Source organism: Mesorhizobium sp. NZP2234 (genome assembly GCF_013170765.1).
GTDB classification, from domain to species: Bacteria; Pseudomonadota; Alphaproteobacteria; order Rhizobiales; family Rhizobiaceae; genus Mesorhizobium; species Mesorhizobium loti_D.
In genome coordinates this window covers 2,021,505-2,041,042 of record NZ_CP033364.1, presented here as the reverse complement: position 1 = coordinate 2,041,042, position 19,538 = coordinate 2,021,505, and the positions used below count along the sequence as shown (strand labels likewise).

Below are 19,538 nucleotides of genomic sequence, written 5' to 3'. Positions count from 1 at the left end.
CGGCTCGATGCCGGCCATGGCCTTGATGGTCGAGGTCAGTGGCCGGTTTCGCCGACCGCCTGTTCCGCCGCCTTGATCGCCGCCTGACGCGCCGCGATGATGTCGCCGAGCGGCGGCCCCTGGAAGCGGTTGCGTTCGAAGGCGAACCACACGATCGCCGTCAGAACGAAGAAGCCCACGGTGATGTAGAGCGCCCAATCGTTCGGCGGCTGGATGCCGATGATGAAGATCAGGATCATCGACACGATCGACAGGAAGGCGAACAGCATGAACACGCCGCGCCCCATGTTCCAAGGCCCCATCTTGTCCCACTTCGGCGTGCCCCAGGCCAGCATCCCGAGCACGATCGGCACGGTGAAGGACAGGAACAGGAAGATGACGGTGCAGGACACCACGATGGTGTAGGCCGAGGTCCCGGCGACCGAAACCAGCGTCGAGCCCCAGACGAACAGCACCGACAGGATGGATGCCGTCCAGATCGCCGCCACCGGCGTGCGATAGGTCGGGCTGACCTTGGCGAGTGCCGCCGAGCCGGGCAGGCCGCCGTCACGCGAGAAGGCGAAGATCATGCGCGACGCCGAAGTGACGGTGGCGAGACCGCACAGAAGCTGCGCGATGAACACGACGAGGTAGACGAACTCCTTGAGGCCGGGGCTGACGCGCTGGTCGAAGGCCCAGAAGAATACGTTCCAGCCCTGCTTGGCGGCATCGTCCATATTCGGGATCATCAGCACGAAAGCGGCCAGGAACAGATAGCCGAAAACGGCCGACCAGATCACCGACATGACCATGGCGCGCGGCACCGAGGAAGCCGCCTTGATGGTTTCCTCGGAGGTGTGGGCCGAAGCGTCGTAGCCGGTGATCGTGTAGATCGGCAGCAAGAGGCCGAGTGCGAACACCCATGCATTGGAGACGGACGGCCAGACACCGGCGCCGGCGTCGCCCGAATAGTTGTGGAAGGTGAAGAGACGGCTGAAATCCCAGGTCTCGGCGGAGAACAAGCAGACGACCGCGATCAGGATCGAGCCAAAGAAGATCAGGTAGCCCGAGAAGTCGGTCAGCTTCGCCGTCAGCTTGATGCCGAGATGGTTGATCAAGGCTTGTGCGCCGGTGATGATGACCAGGAAGATCATCTGGTTGGTCAGCGAGCCGTCAATCCCCAGCGCTGGCCCGAAGGCGCCGACGAAGAACGTCCAGGTGCCGACATTGATGGCGCCCAGCACGGTGATCAGGCCGAGCAGGTTGAGCCAGGCGGTCACCCAGCCGGTGCCGCGATTGCCGAGGATCGAACCCCAGTGATACAAGCCGCCCGCCGTCGGATAGGCCGAGCTGATCTGCGACATGGCAACGGCAAAGGTCAGCGACACGAAGCAGCCGACCAGCCAGCCGATGCCGATACCGATGCCGCCGGCGCCGGAGGTTGCCTGGGCCAGCGAATTGATACCGCCCGACAGGATGCAGATGATCGAGAAAGAAACCGCGAAATTCGAAAAGCGGCTTAGCCGCCGCTCCAGTTCCTGGGCATAGCCCATGCTGTGGAGGTGCTTGACGTCCTCCGCCTTGTCAACGTCTGTATAACCCGGTGCTGCCATTGGAAGTCCCCTGTTTGTTTTTCAGCTGGCCGATTGGACTGACTTTCTGACTGAATGCGATCTGGGCCGCGTGGCCTCCTCTGGTTCCAGATCCGAAAAAATGCCCGTGAGCAGATCCGCCCATTTCCGCTGCCCGGTCTCGCCGGAGATTTCATCGTTGCGGATTTCGATCATCGCGCAGGGTAGCCCGCGCGAGCGCGCATGCCGTTCCAGCGTGAAATAGACGCGGTCGGCTGGCGAATAGGGTTCGTTGACGCCGACGGTGATGCCGGCAAGCCGCCTGAGCGCCGATATCAGCGGCGAGGCCAGCCGACGGTCCTCATCGTGGATGATGCCGATATGCCAGGGCCGGTCGCGGCCCTTGTAGACGGGCGTGAAGGAATGCACGGAAACCAGCCGGGTCTCCTGGCCGCGCGCCAGCCGTTCCTCGACGATGCGCTCGATGGCGCCGTGAAACGGCTGCCATGACAGGGCGACCCGCGCCGCGCGCTGTTTTTCCGACAGGCCGGCATTGCCGGGAATGACCGTCGTTTCGCTGACCGGCGGCACAAGGTCCGGCGCATCGAGCGGCCGGTTGCAGTCGACGACGAGGCGCGAAATTCGGCTTTCGACCAGCGTCGCATCGAGCGCCTGCGCCATGCGCAGCGCAACCGGCAGCGCGCCGGGATCCCAGGCGATGTGGCGGGACAGGTCCTCGGCGGCAAGGCCGAGCGTACCGAATTCGGCGGGCAGGAAGTTGGAGGCGTGATCGCAGGTGAGCACGAAGGGGCTTGATCCGCCAGGGTTGGTCACCCCCACGGTATCAGACGATGCAAGGCTGGCGGGCCGTGCTTTCTCCATAGTCTGCCGTCCCCGGGGAGCGCTGTATCGTATGTTACGTATTTTGCCTCATTGCGTCCCTATGGATGATTTCATACAGTTTGCCCGGCTTTGTCAAATGCGATCTCGTGGGCGGGGCCAGCGGGTGGGGGAAAACATGATTTCCAGCATTGCCGAACTGATCGCCGACCGGATTGGCGCGATGCCGGCCGGCGAACGGCGCGCGGCCCAGACGCTGATCGCGAGCTATCCGATGATCGGCCTGAAGACGGTCGCCGAATTCTCGGCCGCGGCCGGTGTCTCCTCGCCGACGATCCTGCGCTTCGTGGCCCGGCTCGGCTTTCAGAACTATCCGGAATTCCAGTCGACCCTGCAGGACGAACTGGCGGCGCAATTGCAATCGCCGGCGATACGAACCCTCAACCCGCCCTCGCCCGGCGGCGGCACGGTCTCGCCGATGCTGGAAGCCACGCTCGACAATATGCGCGAGACCTTCCGCCACCTCTCCGACAAGCAGCTTGCCGACATAGCCGCACGGCTTGCCGACCGGCGTGGCAAGACATTTCTGATTGGCGGCCGCTTCACCGACCCGCTGGCGCGCTACATGGCCGCCCATCTTGCCGTTATCCAGCCCGATGTCTTTCACCTCGCCGGCCAGGAGAGCATGTGGCGCGATCGGCTGATCGACATGGGCAAGCGGGATGTGCTGGTGATCTTCGATATCAGGCGCTACCAGGACAGTCTCGTCCGCTTCGCCGAGAAGGCGCACCAGCGCGGCGTCCAGATCGTGCTGTTCACCGATCAGTGGCTGTCGCCGATCGCCCGGTTTGCCCGCCATGTCATCGCCGGACGAACCGCCGTGCCCTCGGCATGGGATTCTTCGGCGGCACTTTTCGTCGTCGCCGAAACATTGATCGGCGCCGTCACAAGACAGCTCGAGGCCGACGGCGCCCGTCGCATCCGCGAGATGGAAGGCCTGCGTTAGGCCAATCGCATCTGCTCCAACCGGGCGTCGCGGATTTCACGTTACCGAGATTTAATGTGCACGATTGCGTGATAATTGCCATAAACCGGTGATATCGGGTGTGGCGTGGCCGGTGTTCGCTGCCAGCCCGTATCGTCGCTGCATCCTCTTCAATCTGGAACCGGCAGACGATTATTGCCGCTGGAGTATCGATGCCGAGCTGGAAACAGATTGTCCTTGCGTTTGTGATCGTGGTCGCCGCCGCGGCCGCATGGGCGCGCTTCTACCCCGGCGCCCCGCAGGTGCTGGCACGCTGGGGTATCGACTGGGCCTATGGCGCGACACCTCCAACGAAAGAAACGGCGGCGGGTGGCTCCCGGCAGACGGGGGGCAACCGCGCCCAGATTGCCACCATCGTTGCGTCGCCGGCCGCCTCGGCTGTTATCAACGATCGCCTGCAGGCGATCGGCACTGGCCGCGCCAACGCATCGGTGACCGTCAATCCCTACAGTTCCGGCCGCCTTGCCGAACTGCTGGTCGAGTCCGGCAGCCATGTCGACAAGGGACAGATCATCGCGACGCTCGATTCCGAAACTGAGATCATCGCCCAGAACCGGGCGAAACTCGCTTTGCAGGACGCGCAATCCAAGCTCGATCGCGTCAAGTCGCTGCGCGCCTCGAATGCCGCCACCCCGGTGGCGGTGGCCGACGCCGAGGTGACCCTGTCGAATGCCAAGCTGGCGCTCCAGGACGCCGAGCTTGCGCTGCAGCGCCGCTCCATTCTGGCACCGATCGCCGGCACTGTCGGCATCCTGCCGATATCGGCAGGCAACTATGTGACCAACCAGTCGGCGATCGCCACCCTCGACGACCGCTCCTCGATCCTGGTGGATTTCCAGGTGCCCGAGCGCTTCGCCGCCGCCGTCAAGGTCGGCGCTCAATTGACCGCGACGCCGATCGCCAATCCCGGCAACGCCTATACCGGCACGGTTTCAGCCATCGACAACCACATCGACGAGAAGAGCCGCACGCTGCTGGTCAAGGCCAAGATCGCCAATCCCGCCGATTCGCTGCGCGCCGGCATGTCGTTCTCCATCACCATGAAATTCCCCGGCGAGACCTATCCGGCCGTCAGCCCGCTGGCGATCCTGTGGGGGTCGGACGGCGCCTATGTCTGGCAGATCGAGGACGGCAAGGCCAGACGCGTGCCGGTGCGCATCATCCAGCGCAACACCGAGACCGTGCTGATCGACGCGGAGATCGACAGCGGCGACATGGTGGTCACCGAAGGCACCCAGAGCGTCAGCGAAGGCGGTGAGGTCCGCATCGCCGGCCAGGAGCAGCGCGCCGCCAACACCGCCGAAGGCTCATGACCGCGCCCGCCAACGCCGCCAGCGATACCGGCTTCACCGCCCTGTTCATTCGCAGGCCGGTCATGGCCTTCGTGCTCAACGTGCTCATCGCGGTTGCCGGGCTCGCGGCCTTTTACGGCGTCGAGATCCGTGAATTGCCCGACGTCGACCGCGCGGTGGTCACCGTTTCGACCACTTTCGAGGGGGCGGCCGCCGAGACCGTCGACCGCGAACTGACCGATACGATCGAAGGCGCCGTTGCCCGTGTCTCCGGCGTCAAGTCGATCTCTTCTTCCTCCTCCTTCGGCTCGAGCCGTGTCACCATCGAGTTCAACGACGGTGTCGACCTCAACGTCGCCGCCTCCGACGTGCGCGATGCCGTTGGCCGCGTCGCCAATCAGATGCCGGACACGGCCGATCCGCCCCGCATCGTCAAGGCCGATGCCAATTCCGACGCAGTGATGCGCTTGGCGGTGACCTCGGACAACATGTCGATCCAGGACATGACCGTGGTGGTCCAGGACCAGATCGAGGACGAACTGGCCGCCGTGCCTGGCGTCGCCGACGTCCAGGTCTATGGCGACCGCGACAAGATCTTCCGCATCGATGTCGACCAGAACAAGCTCGCCAGCCTCGGTTTCACCGTGGCCGACCTCAGGGCGGCCCTTGCCTCGGTTGCTTTCGATTCGCCCGCCGGTTCGATCACCACGACCAACCAGGACCTGATCGTCCGCACCACGGCCGACGTGACCACGCCCGAGGAATTCGAAAACATCATCATCGGCGGCACGACGCGCATCCGCGATGTCGCCACCGTCACGCTCGGCCCCGATGTCGGCCAGACCACGTTGCGTTCCGATGGCAAGACCGGCATCGGTATCGGCATCATCCGCCAGGCGGAATCGAACACGCTGGATATTTCGACTGGCGTCCAGGCCGCCGTGGCCAAGCTGCAGGAAAACCTTCCCAAGGGCATGGCAATCAAAGTCACCAGTGACGACGCCGTCTTCGTCAAGGGCGCCGTACACGAGGTCGAGATCGCGCTCGGCCTGTCGGTCACCATGGTGCTGATCGTCATCTACGTCTTCCTGCTCGACTGGCGCGCGACGCTGATCCCGGGCCTGTCGATGCCGGTCGCCATGATCGGCACCATCGCCGCCATCTACCTGGCCGGCTTCTCGGTCAACATCCTGACGCTGCTCGCCCTCGTGCTGGCCACGGGCCTTGTCGTCGACGACGCCATCGTCGTTCTGGAAAACATCGTGCGACGGCGCAACGAAGGCATGGGACCACGCGCTGCCGCCGTGCTCGGCGCCCAGGAGGTGTTCTTCGCCGTCGTCGCCACGACGCTGACGCTGGTCGCCGTCTTCGTGCCGATCTCGTTCCTGCCGGGCCAGACGGGCGGCCTGTTCCGCGAATTCGGCTTCGTGCTCGCCATGTCGGTGCTGCTGTCCTGCGTGGTGGCGCTGACGCTTTGTCCGATGCTCGCCTCGCGCATGCTGACGAACGCATCGCTCCATCATGAAGGCGGCCAGGGCATCGGCGCCCGTATCGGTGGTGCGTTGAATGCCGCCTACAAGCGCGCGCTGCACGCCTGCCTCGATGCGCCCTGGATCGTGGTTCTGGTCGCTGTGCTGTTTGCCGGCACCGCCTTCACCCTGTTCGGCACCATCCGCCAGGAACTGACGCCGACCGAGGATCGCGCGGCGGTGCTGCTGCGCATCAATGCCCCTCAAGGCGTCAGCCTCGACTACACGACGCAGCAGATGCAGAAGATCGAGAAGCTGATCCAGCCGATGCGCGATTCCGGCGAGATCCGCTCAACCTTCGAGAATGCCGGCCAGAACGGCTCCTACAATTCCGGCTTCATGGTGATGACGCTCGCCCCTTGGAACGAGCGCAGCCGCAGCCAGCAGGAGATCATGGCCGAGATCAGCCAACTGACCAAGCAGGTGCCGAGCGTGCGCATCTTTCCGGTTCAGCCCAACAGCCTTGGCATCCGCGGCGCCGGCAACGGCCTGCAGTTCGCGCTCGTCGGCAACGACCGCAAGGCGCTTGGCGACGCGGCGGTCAAGATCATCGCCGAGATGCAGAAGGACCCCCGCTTCCAGACGCCGCGCCTGTCGATCGACCCGACGCAGCCGCAGCTGGCCGTCGCCATCGACCGCGAGCGCGCCTCCGACCTCGGCATCGACATCACGGGGCTCGCCAACACCATGCAGGCCATGCTTGACGGCAATGATGTCGTCGATGTCTACATCGCCGACCGCAGCTATGGGGTGAAGCTGGTCTCCACCACCAATCCGATCAACGATCCGACCGATCTGGAAAACGTCTTCCTCAAGACGGGCGACGGCCGCTTCGTGCCGATGTCGACCATCGCCAGGCTGACCGAACGCGCCGTGCCGCCGTCGCTGTCGCGCGAGCAGCAGCAGCCATCGGTGGCCATCACCTCCAACCTCTCGGGCAATTTCGCGCTTGGCGACGCGCTGAACCGCGCCGAGGAGATCGCCGCGCCGCTCTTGCCGCCGGGCAGCCGCATCCTGCCGCTGGCCGAGGCCGCGACGCTGGGCGAGACCAACAGCGCCATGGTCACCATCTTCGGCTTCGCGCTGGTCATCATCCTTCTGGTGCTGGCCGCGCAGTTCGAGAGCTTCGTCAGCGCCGTCATCATCATGGCGACCGTGCCGCTCGGCCTCGCCTGTGCGATCTTCGCGCTGCTCTTGTCCGGCACCAGCCTCAACGCCTACAGCCAGATCGGCCTGGTGCTGCTGGTTGGCGTCATGGCCAAGAACGGCATCCTGATCGTCGAATTCGCCAACCAGCTGCGCGACCGCGGGCTCGGCGTGCGCGAAGCGATCGAGCAGGCTTCGACCATCCGCCTGCGGCCGGTTATGATGACCATGATCTGCACCATACTTGGCGGCGTGCCGCTGGTGCTGGCCGCCGGCGCCGGCGCCGAGGCGCGCGTGGCGCTCGGCTGGGTGATCGTCGGCGGGCTGGGGCTGGCCACCATCTCGACGCTGTTCCTGACGCCCGTCGCCTACCTCCTGCTTGGCCGTTTCGTGACGCCAAAGACCCATGAGGAGGCACGCCTCAAGCGTGAGCTCGAGGAAGCCGCCTACACCAATATGGAGCCGGCGGAGTAGGCAATATCCGGGAAACGGGATGGCTGTTTTCCGCTCGCGGCTTCGTCAGGGAAGACCGTACCGCTATTTCAGCAGCCGGCCCTCGATCGACCAGCGCGCGGCGAGGAAATTCAGCACTGCCGCCACGATGACACCGCCGATCTTGGCCGGCCACACGCCGGCGATGCCAGCGAAGAGTGCGATCGACAGGCTGGAAACGCCGAGCGAAATCAGCGCCCCAAGCGAGACGAAACGCAGGAAAGCGTCATGCAGCCGGATAGCGTGGTTGCGCTCGAACGACCAGAAGCCATTGGCCACGAAAGAGAAGACGACGGCGATGGACCACGAGACGACATTGGCCGGCAGCGGCGAGACATGCAGCTTGAGCAGGAGGAAAAAGCCGGCAAGGTCGATGGCCGTGTTCGCCAGCCCGACAATGGCAAAGCGCACGATCTTGCTGCCGGTCGAACGGCGGGGCTGGTCCGCGCCGCTCATCCCTTGCCGCCCATGATCTCGACACCGGCGCGGGCCAGGCTCGCGCCGAACGCGTCCGAGGCCAAGACCGAGAATTCCACCTCGCGCACGCCTTGCATCGGGTCGCGTGCCCGCAGCGTCTCGTCGACATGGCCGGGATGGCACATGAACAGGCCCCGTTGCGGCAGTGCTTCGACCGAGGCTTGCAGAACCGGAGCAAATCTTTCGGGTTGCCGCCAGTCGTAGATGCCCGCGAGCGGCTCGAAAACGATGAAGCCGGCGCGCGCCATCGACCGGTTGAAGCCGGCGGCCAAGGCAGCGATTGCCGCGACTTTAGGCGCCACCGCGGCCCCGCCAATTGCCGGGGCACCACGCAGCGCCGGCCTGCCGCCTTCGGAAAACCGCGCCCGCAGCCATGTGCGCACGGCCGGCAGGAAATGCACGTGCTGGTGCCCGTCGATGAAGTCAGGCTGGCGGCCCAACGCCTCGACGAAGCGGTTGTACTGCGCGTCGAGCTCGGCATGGACGTCCCGCGCGTCGACGCGGCCGCGCAGGACCGGCAATGCCAGCGAACGCAGCGGCGGCAGCCGGCCGTCCGGCGCCAGGCTCGACCGGCCGGTGATGGCCGGCTGGTCGGTGAGGGTCAGGTGCAGACCGACCGCCGCGCGGCCGCACAGCGGCTTGATACGCGCCGCCGCGTCAGGCCATTCCGGAAAGCCGGTCATGCAGCTGGTGCCGGTCAGGCGTCCGCGATCGAGCAGGTCGAGAATCCCGGTGCAGACGCCGGGTGCCAGGCCGTAATCGTCGGCGATCAGGCGGATGCGCCGCGTCATGTTCCGGAAGCGCCCGGCGGCCTGTCAGGGGCCATCTCGCCGCGCATGACATCGCGCACGATATAGACCGGCCGGTCCTTGCTTTCCGAGAGCGTGACCCAGACATATTCGCCGATCAGGCCAAGCAAGGTGAGGTTGAGGCCGCCGAGCAGGACGACGGCGACCATAAGGCTGGGATAGCCGGGAACGGCGATGCCGTAGAACATCACCTCGAAGAAGACCTTGGCTCCGTAGACGAGGCCCGCCAATGCCGCCAGCATCCCGCTCAGGCTGATGATGCGCAACGGAATGACGGAAAAGGAGGTAAACCCTTCCAGCGAGAAGGCGATCAGGTTGAGCCGGCTCCATTTCGACGTCCCGGTGGCACGGCTCTCGGGCGAATATTGTATGGCTTTCTGGCGGAAGCCGGCCCAGGCGAACAGGCCCTTGTTGAAGCGCCGCTTGTCGCGCAGGCTCGTCAGCGCGCGCACCACGGCACCACGCATGACGCGAAAATCTCCCGCATTCTCGGGAATGTCGAAACGCTGGCTGCTGTTGATCAGGCTGTAGAAAAGCCGCGCCAGCTGGCTGCGCCGCCAGCTCGCCTCCCGGCGGTCGTTCTGCGCGTAGACGACATCGATATCGGGGTTCTCCACCAGCTCGGCGATCATCTTCAGGCTGGTGTCCATCGAATGCTGGAGGTCGGCATCCATGACCAGCGCCATGTCGCCGCGCGACCGGTCGAGGCCGGCGAGCACCGCGACCTCCTTGCCGAAATTGCGGCTGAGCCGCACGATCTCCCAGGAACCCGACAGCGCCCGCGAAAACCGCTCGGCGCCATCGTCGCGACTGCCGTCATCGACCAGGATCTTGTGGACGTCCATGCCGAAAAGCTGCGCCACCGCGGCTTCAAGCTTGTCGAGCAATGCGGCAAAAGCCGATGCCGATTGCGCCTCGTTCAAGAACGGCGCCACGATATCGAGAACAGGCCGCGACTCAGCCATTTGCGACAGGCCTCTCATTCATCATCTTGTCTCGCGTCATCATGTCTCGCGCCCTCTTGTTGCCGGATCTCGCCCAAAACCACCAGATCAGCGAACCGGCGATAAGGGTGACCGCGATCGGCCGGAACCAGGGGTACGTGAAATCCTGGATATGGCGCTCGACGCCCGTCAAGCCTGTCAGGAGCAGCATCACGGACAGCACCGAGGCCAACATGCCGCCTCGTTCCTCGCGCCACAACAGGGCAATAGCGAGACCGGCTGGCACGGCGATCATGGCATAGGTGTTGGGCTCGACGCGCGGGTTGAAGACGCACATGTAGAACGTAGCCGTCAGGAAGATGGCGAGGCCGGCCGTTCCGCGTTCGAGCTTGCGGTCAAACCAGATGACGGCTGAAAGCGTAAACAGGGCCATGACGATGCGCACGATCGTGGCGCCGGATTCCGGGATGGGCAGCCCCATTTTGGTGAACGGCGCCGTGAAGTCAGTGGGGACAAAATGGCTGGTGTTGTCGACCGCCATCGAGGTCAGCATCCCGGCGAAATCACGATATTGGTCGTTGAGATAGCCGGCGGGCGCGAAAGCGTAGGGTAAGGCGAGCACGAACAGCACCGCCAGCACGAGCACCGGTATCAGCCGGAAACGCAGGGCTCCCACCAGCAACAGCATGATGACCGCGGTCGGCTTGGCTATGATGGCAAGCGAAGCCCAGAAAAAGGTGTCGGCGCGCCGTCCTTCGAGCGCCGACAAAGTGAGAAGCCAGCAGGCACCGGTCAAAAGGATAGTCGCCTGGCCGTTACGGATCGCACCCAACGCCATCGGCAGGGCAAGGAACAGCCCGAAGGAAAGCAGCCATGGCAATTCCCCGCCGCCGAGTTTGCGCACCTGCCGCATCGCGGCAAAGGTCAGCGCCGCGAAACCGATAGTATGCCATACCAGGCCGCCCAGATGCGGGCCGAGCTTGACCATCGGAACATAGAGCGCGGCAAAGGCCGGCGCATAGAGATATCCCATCTCGGACTGGATATTGTAGAGCGGCCGGCGGGCCAGCAGCGCCTCGCTGCCGTCTATATAGGCTTGCCAGACCGTCCGCGTATGGGGCGACCACAAGACCAGGACAAGAACGACCAGGAACGCTCCGATCCACAGGCCAAGTCCCAAACGGTCGAAAACCGGCTTGGACATCGTCATCAAGACACCCCAACAACATCCGGGACAGGCTCAGTCGGGCACTGTCCCGGTATTCGATGGCGGCGGCATATCACGGACAAAGGAGCACGGCATAGGGGGCTGAAAGACGCGGCCATCAACTTCGCGGGACGTCGCGGATGGTCAGGCATTGCAACGACCTCGCTGGGAAAGGTGTTCGGAAAGCCTTCTATTTCGCGCTCCCGCACTCCTTCGAACGGCATCAAGGCCGAATGAACACCTTGCCATTGGGCTTGGCGAGCTCCGCCGGCACCCGCGCGATTGCCTCGGCGAGCGGCACGACGGCCGTGACGTCGGTCGACCAGCGTCCGTCGGAAAAACGCTTCTGCGCTTCCAGGATCGCGGGAGCGCGCCGCTCCTTGAATTGCCGCATCCATTCGCTCAGCCAAAAGCCTTCGATATGCTTGTGCTGGAAGATCAACTGGCCGGGCTCGCGGATGACCGTGGCGTCCGTGTCGAGCCGGCCATAGATGATCCAGCGCGCCCGTTTCGGCATGGCATTGAAGATGGCGGAAGCCAGCGGCCCGGTGACAGCATCGAGGAAGATGCGCGGCTGTTCGGCTTTCATCACCTCGCGCAGCGTGGCCTCGAAATCCGGCGCCTTCTCGTTGAGCACATGGGTAGCGCCGATCTCCTTCAACAGCGCGATCTGCTCGTCGCGCCGCACGGTGACGACAGGGCGGAAGCCTTCCTCCTTGGCGAGGCCGATGATCAGCTTGCAGAGCTGGCTGGCGCCGGCGGTCATGACGAAGGCCTTTTCGCCCTCCTGTTTGACGATGTCGAACATGGCGATCGCGGTGAGCGGATTGACGATCATCGCCGCGCCGTCCTCGTCGCGCACCGTGTCGAGCAGCGGAATGCAGGCCGCTGCCTCGGCGACGGCGTATTCCGCCCACGAGCCCCAGTTGCTGAGGCCGGTGGCGAAGGCGACGCGCTTGCCGACGAGGTTTTTCGGATAAGGTTCGTCGCCACCGGCAACGATGGTGCCGACCCCCTCGAAGCCAGCCGGACGGCCCTTGACGCGCGGCTGGCCGTACTGGCCCTTGATGAAGGCGACGTCGGAGGGATTGATCGAGGCCAGGCTGACCTTGATCAGCACCTGGCTCGGTCCAGGCGCCGGCACCGCGATGCTACCCCGTTCGAGATAGGGCTCCATCGCCTCGAGCACGCTGCCGCTCGGCGTCCTGGTGTAGCCGTCACCGACCAGGAGCAGCGCCTTCATTTCGGAGGGAATGGTCATTGTCACACTCCTTGGTTGTCAGCGAAATCCGCGAATGCGGCGGGCCGAGCTGCTCAAATCTTCTCCTGCGTGTATTTCCTCAGCTCAGTCCGCGCCACCTGGCGGCGATGCACGGCGTCGGGCCCGTCGGCGAGACGCAGCGTGCGCAGATGCGTCCATGAGCGCGCCAGCGGCGTATCCTGGCTGATGCCTTGCGCGCCGAACATCTGCACCGCTTCGTCGGTGATCCTCAGCGCGACGCGCGGCGCGATAACCTTGATCTGGCTGATCCAGGGGGCGGCCGCGCGCGCATCGCCCTGGTCGATCATCCACGCCGCCTTGAGGCAGAGCAGCCGGGCCATCTCGATGTCCATGCGGCATTCGGCGATGATATCGAAATTGGCGCCGAGTTTCGCCAGGGGCTGGCCGAAGGCCTCGCGTCGCACCGAACGCTGGCACAGCATCTCCAGTGCCATTTCGGCCTGGCCGATGGCGCGCATGCAGTGATGGATACGGCCGGGGCCGAGCCGTCCTTGCGCGATCTCGAACCCCCTGCCCTCGCCAAGAACGAGGTTCGAGGCCGGGACCCGGACATTGTCGAAGCGAAGGTGCATGTGGCCATGCGGCGCGTCATCGTCGCCATAAACCTGCATGGCGCGAACCTTGGTCACGCCCTTTGTGTCCGAAGGCACCAGGATCATCGAATGGCGGCGGTGCCGCGGTTCCTCGTCGCCACCGGTCCGCACCATGACGATATAGATGGCGCAGCGTGGGTCGCCGGCGCCCGACGCCCACCATTTTTCGCCGTTGAGGACGTAGTCGTCGCCCTGCCGCTCGCAACGCATCGAAATGTTGGTGGCGTCGGATGATGCCACGTCAGGTTCGGTCATCAGATAGGCCGAGCGGATCTTGCCCTCGAGCAACGGTTCCAGCCACGTTTTCTTGTGGTCGGCCGAACCGTAGCGTTCCAGCACTTCCATGTTGCCGGTGTCGGGCGCCGAGCAGTTGAAGGTCTCGGCGCCCAAATGCGCCTTGCCCATCTCCTCGGCCAGATAGGCGTATTCGACAGTGGAAAGGCCGTAGCCGCGATCCGAGCCGGTCAGCCAGAAGTTCCACAGGCCGCGCTCCCTTGCGGTCTTCTTCAGCCCTTCGAGGATCTCGCTTTGGCGCGCGCTGTAGACCCAGCGGTCGCCTGCCTTGCCCACTTCGCCCAGGAATTCCTTGTCGAGCGGCATGATCTCGTCGCGCACCATGGCCGCGACGCGGGCGTGGATCGGCTTCAGCCGCTCGGTCATGCCGAGATTCATCTCCGTCATCGGTCGCTAACCCTTCATGCAGGCCGGGCATTTTACCCGTGGCAAGGATGACCGTACTTCGGATAGCCTTGTCAACGCGAACTCTTTGCCCGACGACGAGGCGAAGCGTGGAGGATTGGAATGGCCTATCTCGACGAGCTGTTTTCCGTGGCCGGCAAGACAGCGCTGGTAACGGGAGCGGCAACCGGCATCGGCCGCATGGCGGCAACGGCGTTGGTGAGAGCCGGCGCCGGCGTGATGATCGCTTCGCGCAAGGGCGAGGATTGCATCAAGGTCGCCGCCGAACTGAACGGGCTTGGCGCGCCAGGCCGGGCCGAGGGCTTTGCCGGCGACGTCTCGAGTGAGGCTGGCATCGCCGCACTCGTCGCCGAGGTCAAGGCGCGGACCGGAAAACTCGATATTCTGATCAACAATGCCGGCGTTTCCTGGGGAGCGCCGCTGGAAAATTTCCCTTATTCGGCATGGGCGAAGGTTTTCGGCGTCAATGTCACCGCGGTCTTCCATCTGACGCGCGAATTGCTGCCGCTGCTCGAAGCCGCCGCCAGCGATGGCGATCCGGCCCGGGTGATCAATCTGGGTTCCGTGATGGGCACGCAGCCGCTGGCCGACGATGCCTATTCCTACACGGCGTCCAAGGCCGCGGTGCATCACCTGACGCGTACGCTCGCGCTTGAGTTCGCCGCCCGCCGCATCACCGTCAATGCCTTTGCCCCCGGCCCCTTCCAGAGCCGCATGACGGCTTTTGCCACCGGCACGGATGAGCAGGCCAGGCATGTCGGCAGCCACGTTCCGATCGGCCGTATCGGCGCACCGGATGACATTGCCGGCGCAACGCTCTATTTGTGCAGCCGTGCAGGCAGCTATGTCACCGGCGCCATCCTGCCGATCGACGGCGGGCAGTCGGTGCAGCATGGATTGACCTTGTTCAAGGAATGACATTTTCCGGCCGCAGAAGCCGGAGGTGAACTGGAGGACATGAGCGTGGAACCAATCAGTCTCGATGTGCTTCTGGCCAGTGTCGGCAAGGAAGTCGGCGTCTCACCGTGGCGGGTGGTCACGCAACGCATGATCGACCAGTTCGCGGACGCCACCGACGACCACCAGTTCATCCACTGCGACCCCGAGCGGGCCAAGCGCGAGACGCCGTTCGGCGGCACCATCGCGCATGGCTTCCTGTCGCTGTCGCTGCTTTCAGCGATGACGTTCGAGACCATGCCGCCGCTGGAAAACGGCAAGATGGGCGTCAACCATGGCTTCGATTCGCTGCGCTTCCTGGCCCCGGTGAAGACCGGCGCGCGCATCCGCACCCGTTTCGTGCTGGCCGACGTCAAGGTGAGGCCCTCGGGTTGGGTGCAGACGGCGCACGACGTGACGATCGAGATCGAGGGCTCGAAGAAGCCGGCGCTGACAGCCCGCTGGCTGACGCTGACCCTGATCGAACGCCAGCCCGAGACCGCATGAGCGACGCCAACGCGCTCGACCAGACAGCGCTTGCGCCTTATCTCGAGGCGGAAATCCCGGGCTTTTACGGGCTCGCGTCAATCGAGAAGTTCAAATCCGGCCAGTCCAACCCGACCTATCTCCTGACGGCGGCCAGCGGCCGCTACGTGCTGCGTGCCAAGCCGCCCGGACAATTGCTGAAATCGGCGCATCAGGTCGACCGCGAATTCCGCGTGATGGAGGCGCTGGCCGGCACCGCCGTGCCGGTGCCCCAAATGCTGCATCTGTCGGCGGAGGACTCGCCGATCGGCCGCATGTTCTACGTCATGGATTTCCTCGACGGCCGCATCCTCTGGGATCCGGCCCTGCCCGAGGCGCGCGACAATGACGAGCGCGCCGCGATCTACGACGCCATGAACTCCACGCTCGCCGCCCTGCACGATGTCGAGGTCGAGGCCGTGGGTCTCGCCGATTTCGGCCGGCCGGGCAATTATTTCGAACGGCAGCTGGCACGCTGGACCGGCCAGTATCGCGCCTCGGAAACCGGCACCATCGCCGACATGGACCAGCTGATCGCCTGGCTGGAAACGCACATGCCCGCGGATGACGGCCGTGTCTCTCTTGTGCATGGCGACTACCGGCTGGACAATCTGATCTTCGCGCCGGACCAGCCAAGGGTACTGGCGGTGCTCGACTGGGAACTGTCGACATCAGGCCACCCCTTCGCCGACATAGCCTATCAATGCATGCAATGGCGTCTGCCGCATGCTTCCGGCTTTCGCGGCCTGGGCGGTATCGACCGCGCCGCGCTCGGGTTACCCTCCGAAGAGGCCTACGTCGCCGCTTATTGCCGCCGGCGCGGGCTGGATGGCATCGGCAACTGGACCTTTTTCCTCGCTTTCTCCTTCTTCCGGTTGGCGGCGATCTGCCAGGGTGTCTACAGGCGCGCGCTGGATGGCACTGCCTCCAACCCCGAAAAGGCCAGGACCTATGGCGAGGCGGTGAAGCTGCTTTCGCGTCTCGCGGCGGAACTGATCGACGAGCAGAGATGATGGGGAGCCATGATGGGCCGCTTTGACGGAGCAACGGTGCTGATCACGGGTGCCACCGGCGGGCTCGGTCGTGGTGCCGCGAAAGGCTTCGCCGCCGAGGGAGCGCGGCTGGTGCTGTCGGACATCGACGAAAGGGCGCTCGCCGATCTCGCCGCGACGCTGCAGGCCGAAACGGCGACGCTTGCCGGCGACATCGCGGACGAGAAACTGTCCGAGGATCTGGTCGGGCTGGCGGTCGGGAAATTCGGCCGGCTCGATGTCGCCGTCAACAATGCCGGCATCGTCCAGAGTTTCGTGCGCCTGCCACAGGTGCCATCGGACGAAGCCCGCCGCGTGCTGGAGATCGACCTGCTTGGCGTCTTCTACGCCATGAAGCACCAGATCCCTCAGATGGAACGACAGTTCAGGTCCACGGCCAAGGGTGGCGCCATCGTCAACATCGCCTCGGCCGCCGGCCTGTCCGGCGCACCGAAACTCTCGATCTACGCCGCCGCCAAGCATGGCGTCGTCGGCCTGACCCGCTCGGCAGCGATCGAATATGCCAGCAAGGGCTTGCGCATCAACGCCGTCTGCCCGGCGCATACAAGGACGGCGATGGTGGACGGCTTCGTGCGCATCTCCGGCGCACCGGAGGCGGAGGCCCTGGCCGAGCTGACACGGGGCGTACCGATGAGGCGCGTGGCCGAGGTCGACGAAATCATCACCGCCATCCTGTTCGCCGCCGACCCGGCCAACTCGTTCATGACCGGCCATGCACTGGCCGTCGACGGCGGTGTCGGTGCCATCTGAAGCCTGCCGTGTGGGAACCTGTGACGCCCTTGTCCGTTTCCGTACAGCGTATATAATTTAGCCACGCACCAACCCAAGGAAGGCACGGGATCTTGCCGCCGAGCGTCCAGACACGCCGCGAAAAACAAAAGGCCGAGCTGCGCTCTGAACTGGTCGAGGCCGCGCACAAGCTTGTCCAGGAAGAAGGCTATGAGGGCCTGACCATCCGCAAGCTGGCCAAGCGGGTCGGCTATGCGCCGATGTCGGTCTATTCCTACTTCGCCGACAAGCAGGACATCCTGTTCGCGCTGGCAGAGGATGCATTCGAGACCCTTGCCCGCCGCATCGAGGAGCATCCGTCCGACGATCCGATCGAGGCTTTGCAGGCGGTGATGACCGAGTATGCAGCCTTCGGGCTCGGCAACCCCAATGAATACCGCACCGTCTTCATGACCGAAAAGACCAGGCCGCCGGAAGGTCGGAGTTTTGAAGAAATGCACGAGGCCAACCCGGCGATGAAGGTGCTGATCACGCGGGTCGAAGCCTGCGTCGCCGCCGGAAAATTGCAAGGCGATCCACGCGCCATTGCCACCATGCTGTGGGCGGTCGGCCACGGCACGATCTCGCTGCTGATCACCTTTCCCTTCTATCCCTTCGGCGACCCGCATGCTTTCGTGAAACGCATGTGCGATTTCCAACTGGCCGCACTCAGCACGCAGAACGTGCCGCCACTGACCGACACACCGGTCAACTGCTGAACGACATCTCCTTCCTTTCCATGCTTCCTCGCCACCCTTTCGAACCAACCGAGGGTAGATTCTTGGTTAACAAAAGATTTATTGTACACGTACGATCTTGACTTGAACTTCGCGATCGGCGGGCGTATTTGTACGAAATAGCGTACATGTACGGAAAAAAATTCAACCGTCGAAATCGGAGACTGACGATGAAAAAGACGCTCCTCACCCTCGCCGCAGTGCTGGCCCTTTCCGGCTCCGCCTTCGCCGCCGGTGCCCCCCAGCCGGTCAAGCACCTGCCGGCCACGACCTGCATCGACACCAGGACCAATGTGAAGCTCGATTGCGCATCGACCGGCTCGGTCGAGAAGAAGGCCGCCACGGAAAACAAGGCCGAAGACAAGGGCCCGCGCCTCGGCATCAGCATCAATCCCTGGATCGTGCCCAGCACGTTCTAAGAGCAATTCCAGGAAAAGTGTGCAGCGGTTTTCCCGGGACAAGCGCGTAGCGCTTGCCCTTGGGAATTGCGTCCAAACAGAGAGTTACGCCGAAGCGCGCCTGGCCGGCACAAGCCGGTCGGGAGGCCATGTCAGCCTGTTGTAATCGGCAGCTTGGCGGCTGAACTCTCGAAGGCGGCATCGATCAGCCTCTGCATGTCGGCGGCGCGCCGGAAGGACGGATCGCCGTTCTGCCGGCTATCCAGCGCATCGGCGAAGCGCCGCGCGTTGCGCTTGACGTCAGGCGGCGCCAGCGTGCGCCAACGCTGCTGGTCGACATCCGCGCCAAGGCACGCCGACAGGCTCGATATTTTACCGTCGGTCTCGACCTTGATGGCCCCCTTGGTGCCATGCAGCGCCAGCGACAGATCATTGGCATGTCCGGTCGTGTAGCGGCTCGCCACGATCGTGGCGAGTGCGCCGGACGTCAGCCGCGCCGTCATCGCCACGCTGTCATTGGCGTCGAGCACGTAGTCGCCGATCTGGTCGCCCTCGGCCTTCGGAAACGTCACCAGATCGGCATGCAGACTGAGGATATCCTGGGCGGCGCCATAGGTGGCGAAGTCGAGGATGTGGATGCCGACATCGCCCAGCACGCCGGTCGAACCGTGCCGGCTCGACAGGCGCCACAGCCATTTGTCCTCGACCCGCCAATCGCCCCAGGATTTACTGACCAGCCAGCTCTGCCGGTAGCTCGCCTCGACGTGGCGCAACTCGCCGATCTTCCCGGCCTGCACCATGCGCCGCGCTTCCTGGATCGCCGGCGAATTGCGGTACGTCAGGTTGACCATGTTGACGACGCCGGCCGCCTCGGCCGCTTCCGTCATCGCCAGCGCGTCGGCATGGTTTGGCGCCAACGGCTTTTCGCAGAAGACGTGCTTGCCGGCGGCCAGCAGCGCCAGCGTCGTTGCCTTGTGCACGCCGTCCGGCGTCGCGTTGATGGCGGCGTCGAACGCGCCCCAGGCGATCGCCGCCTCCAGGCTCTCGAAAAAGTCGCCGATATTGTTTGCAGCAGCGAATGCAGCCGCGCGGCCCGGCACCTGATCGACACAAGCGACGATGATGCAGCCGGGTAACGTTGCGAATTCCTCGACATGATGCCCGGCAATACCGCCGGTGCCGAGCAGGAGAAGTCGATGCATCAGCCCAGACCTCTA

At 64.4% G+C, this 19,538-nt stretch carries 18 protein-coding genes; 9 read left to right on the top strand and 9 right to left on the bottom strand.

Annotated elements, in window-relative coordinates; translation table 11 throughout:
• Window positions 1-35: 35 nt before the first annotated feature.
• On the bottom strand, window positions 36-1,592 hold the full coding sequence (locus tag EB230_RS10030; RefSeq protein WP_056577630.1) for an amino acid permease: 1,557 nt from the start codon (window positions 1,590-1,592) through the stop codon (window positions 36-38).
• Between the two features lie 21 nt (window positions 1,593-1,613).
• A complete protein-coding gene (locus EB230_RS10025; RefSeq protein WP_056577632.1) occupies window positions 1,614-2,432 on the bottom strand; it encodes an N-formylglutamate amidohydrolase in 819 nt (272 codons plus the stop codon).
• Window positions 2,433-2,568: 136 nt separating this feature from the next.
• Between EB230_RS10025 and EB230_RS10020 the strand changes: the two genes are divergently transcribed.
• The 3 genes from EB230_RS10020 to EB230_RS10010 all read left to right on the top strand — a co-directional run bounded on the left by EB230_RS10020 (window position 2,569) and on the right by EB230_RS10010 (window position 7,876).
• The gene (locus EB230_RS10020; RefSeq protein WP_056577634.1) at window positions 2,569-3,396 is read left to right on the top strand and encodes a MurR/RpiR family transcriptional regulator; all 828 of its coding nucleotides are present in this window, start codon (window positions 2,569-2,571) and stop codon (window positions 3,394-3,396) included.
• Window positions 3,397-3,587: 191 nt separating this feature from the next.
• Window positions 3,588-4,748: an efflux RND transporter periplasmic adaptor subunit gene (locus EB230_RS10015; protein ID WP_172372208.1), complete on the top strand. Its 1,161-nt coding sequence runs from the start codon at window positions 3,588-3,590 to the stop codon at window positions 4,746-4,748.
• Window positions 4,745-7,876 carry an efflux RND transporter permease subunit gene (locus EB230_RS10010; RefSeq protein ID WP_172372206.1) on the top strand — a complete coding sequence of 1,044 codons (3,132 nt, stop codon included), beginning with the start codon at window positions 4,745-4,747 and terminating at the stop codon, window positions 7,874-7,876. Before EB230_RS10015 ends, EB230_RS10010 begins: the two co-directional genes overlap by 4 nt.
• A 63-nt stretch (window positions 7,877-7,939) precedes the next feature.
• On the opposite strand, the gene EB230_RS10005 is transcribed toward EB230_RS10010, so the two are convergent.
• From EB230_RS10005 to EB230_RS09980, 6 genes are all read right to left on the bottom strand, one after another.
• Window positions 7,940-8,350 (bottom strand): GtrA family protein, encoded by a 411-nt coding sequence (locus EB230_RS10005; protein WP_056577641.1) that lies wholly within the window; start codon window positions 8,348-8,350, stop codon window positions 7,940-7,942.
• Window positions 8,347-9,162: a ChbG/HpnK family deacetylase gene (locus EB230_RS10000; protein ID WP_056577643.1), complete on the bottom strand. Its 816-nt coding sequence runs from the start codon at window positions 9,160-9,162 to the stop codon at window positions 8,347-8,349. Before EB230_RS10000 ends, EB230_RS10005 begins: the two co-directional genes overlap by 4 nt.
• The gene (locus tag EB230_RS09995) at window positions 9,159-10,145 is read right to left on the bottom strand and encodes a glycosyltransferase family 2 protein (RefSeq protein ID WP_056577646.1); all 987 of its coding nucleotides are present in this window, start codon (window positions 10,143-10,145) and stop codon (window positions 9,159-9,161) included. Before EB230_RS09995 ends, EB230_RS10000 begins: the two co-directional genes overlap by 4 nt.
• On the bottom strand, window positions 10,138-11,334 hold the full coding sequence (locus tag EB230_RS09990; protein WP_172372203.1) for a glycosyltransferase family 87 protein: 1,197 nt from the start codon (window positions 11,332-11,334) through the stop codon (window positions 10,138-10,140). Before EB230_RS09990 ends, EB230_RS09995 begins: the two co-directional genes overlap by 8 nt.
• Before the next feature lie 220 nt (window positions 11,335-11,554).
• Window positions 11,555-12,592, bottom strand: a complete 1,038-nt coding sequence (locus EB230_RS09985) for a zinc-binding dehydrogenase (RefSeq protein WP_056577650.1) — start codon at window positions 12,590-12,592, stop codon at window positions 11,555-11,557.
• A 53-nt stretch (window positions 12,593-12,645) separates the two neighbouring features.
• A complete protein-coding gene (locus tag EB230_RS09980) occupies window positions 12,646-13,887 on the bottom strand; it encodes an acyl-CoA dehydrogenase family protein (protein WP_056577651.1) in 1,242 nt (413 codons plus the stop codon).
• Between the two features lie 120 nt (window positions 13,888-14,007).
• On the opposite strand from EB230_RS09980, the gene EB230_RS09975 reads away from it, so the two are divergent.
• From EB230_RS09975 to EB230_RS09950, 6 genes are all read left to right on the top strand, one after another.
• Window positions 14,008-14,823, top strand: a complete 816-nt coding sequence (locus EB230_RS09975) for an SDR family oxidoreductase (RefSeq protein WP_056577652.1) — start codon at window positions 14,008-14,010, stop codon at window positions 14,821-14,823.
• A gap of 39 nt (window positions 14,824-14,862) precedes the next feature.
• The gene (locus tag EB230_RS09970) at window positions 14,863-15,348 is read left to right on the top strand and encodes a MaoC family dehydratase (protein WP_019861112.1); all 486 of its coding nucleotides are present in this window, start codon (window positions 14,863-14,865) and stop codon (window positions 15,346-15,348) included.
• Window positions 15,345-16,379, top strand: a complete 1,035-nt coding sequence (locus tag EB230_RS09965; protein WP_172372201.1) for a phosphotransferase family protein — start codon at window positions 15,345-15,347, stop codon at window positions 16,377-16,379. Before EB230_RS09970 ends, EB230_RS09965 begins: the two co-directional genes overlap by 4 nt.
• Window positions 16,380-16,391: 12 nt before the next feature.
• On the top strand, window positions 16,392-17,168 hold the full coding sequence (locus tag EB230_RS09960) for an SDR family oxidoreductase (RefSeq protein ID WP_056577938.1): 777 nt from the start codon (window positions 16,392-16,394) through the stop codon (window positions 17,166-17,168).
• A gap of 92 nt (window positions 17,169-17,260) precedes the next feature.
• Complete coding sequence (locus EB230_RS09955) at window positions 17,261-17,905, top strand: TetR/AcrR family transcriptional regulator (protein ID WP_056577656.1); 645 nt, start codon at window positions 17,261-17,263, stop codon at window positions 17,903-17,905.
• A 188-nt stretch (window positions 17,906-18,093) separates the two neighbouring features.
• Window positions 18,094-18,342, top strand: a complete 249-nt coding sequence (locus EB230_RS09950; protein ID WP_056577659.1) for a DUF680 domain-containing protein — start codon at window positions 18,094-18,096, stop codon at window positions 18,340-18,342.
• A 131-nt stretch (window positions 18,343-18,473) separates the two neighbouring features.
• Here the strand turns inward: EB230_RS09950 and EB230_RS09945 are convergent, their stop codons facing one another.
• Window positions 18,474-19,523, bottom strand: coding sequence for a Gfo/Idh/MocA family oxidoreductase (locus EB230_RS09945; protein WP_172372199.1), 1,050 nt, complete (start codon window positions 19,521-19,523; stop codon window positions 18,474-18,476).
• Window positions 19,524-19,538 lie beyond the last annotated feature (15 nt).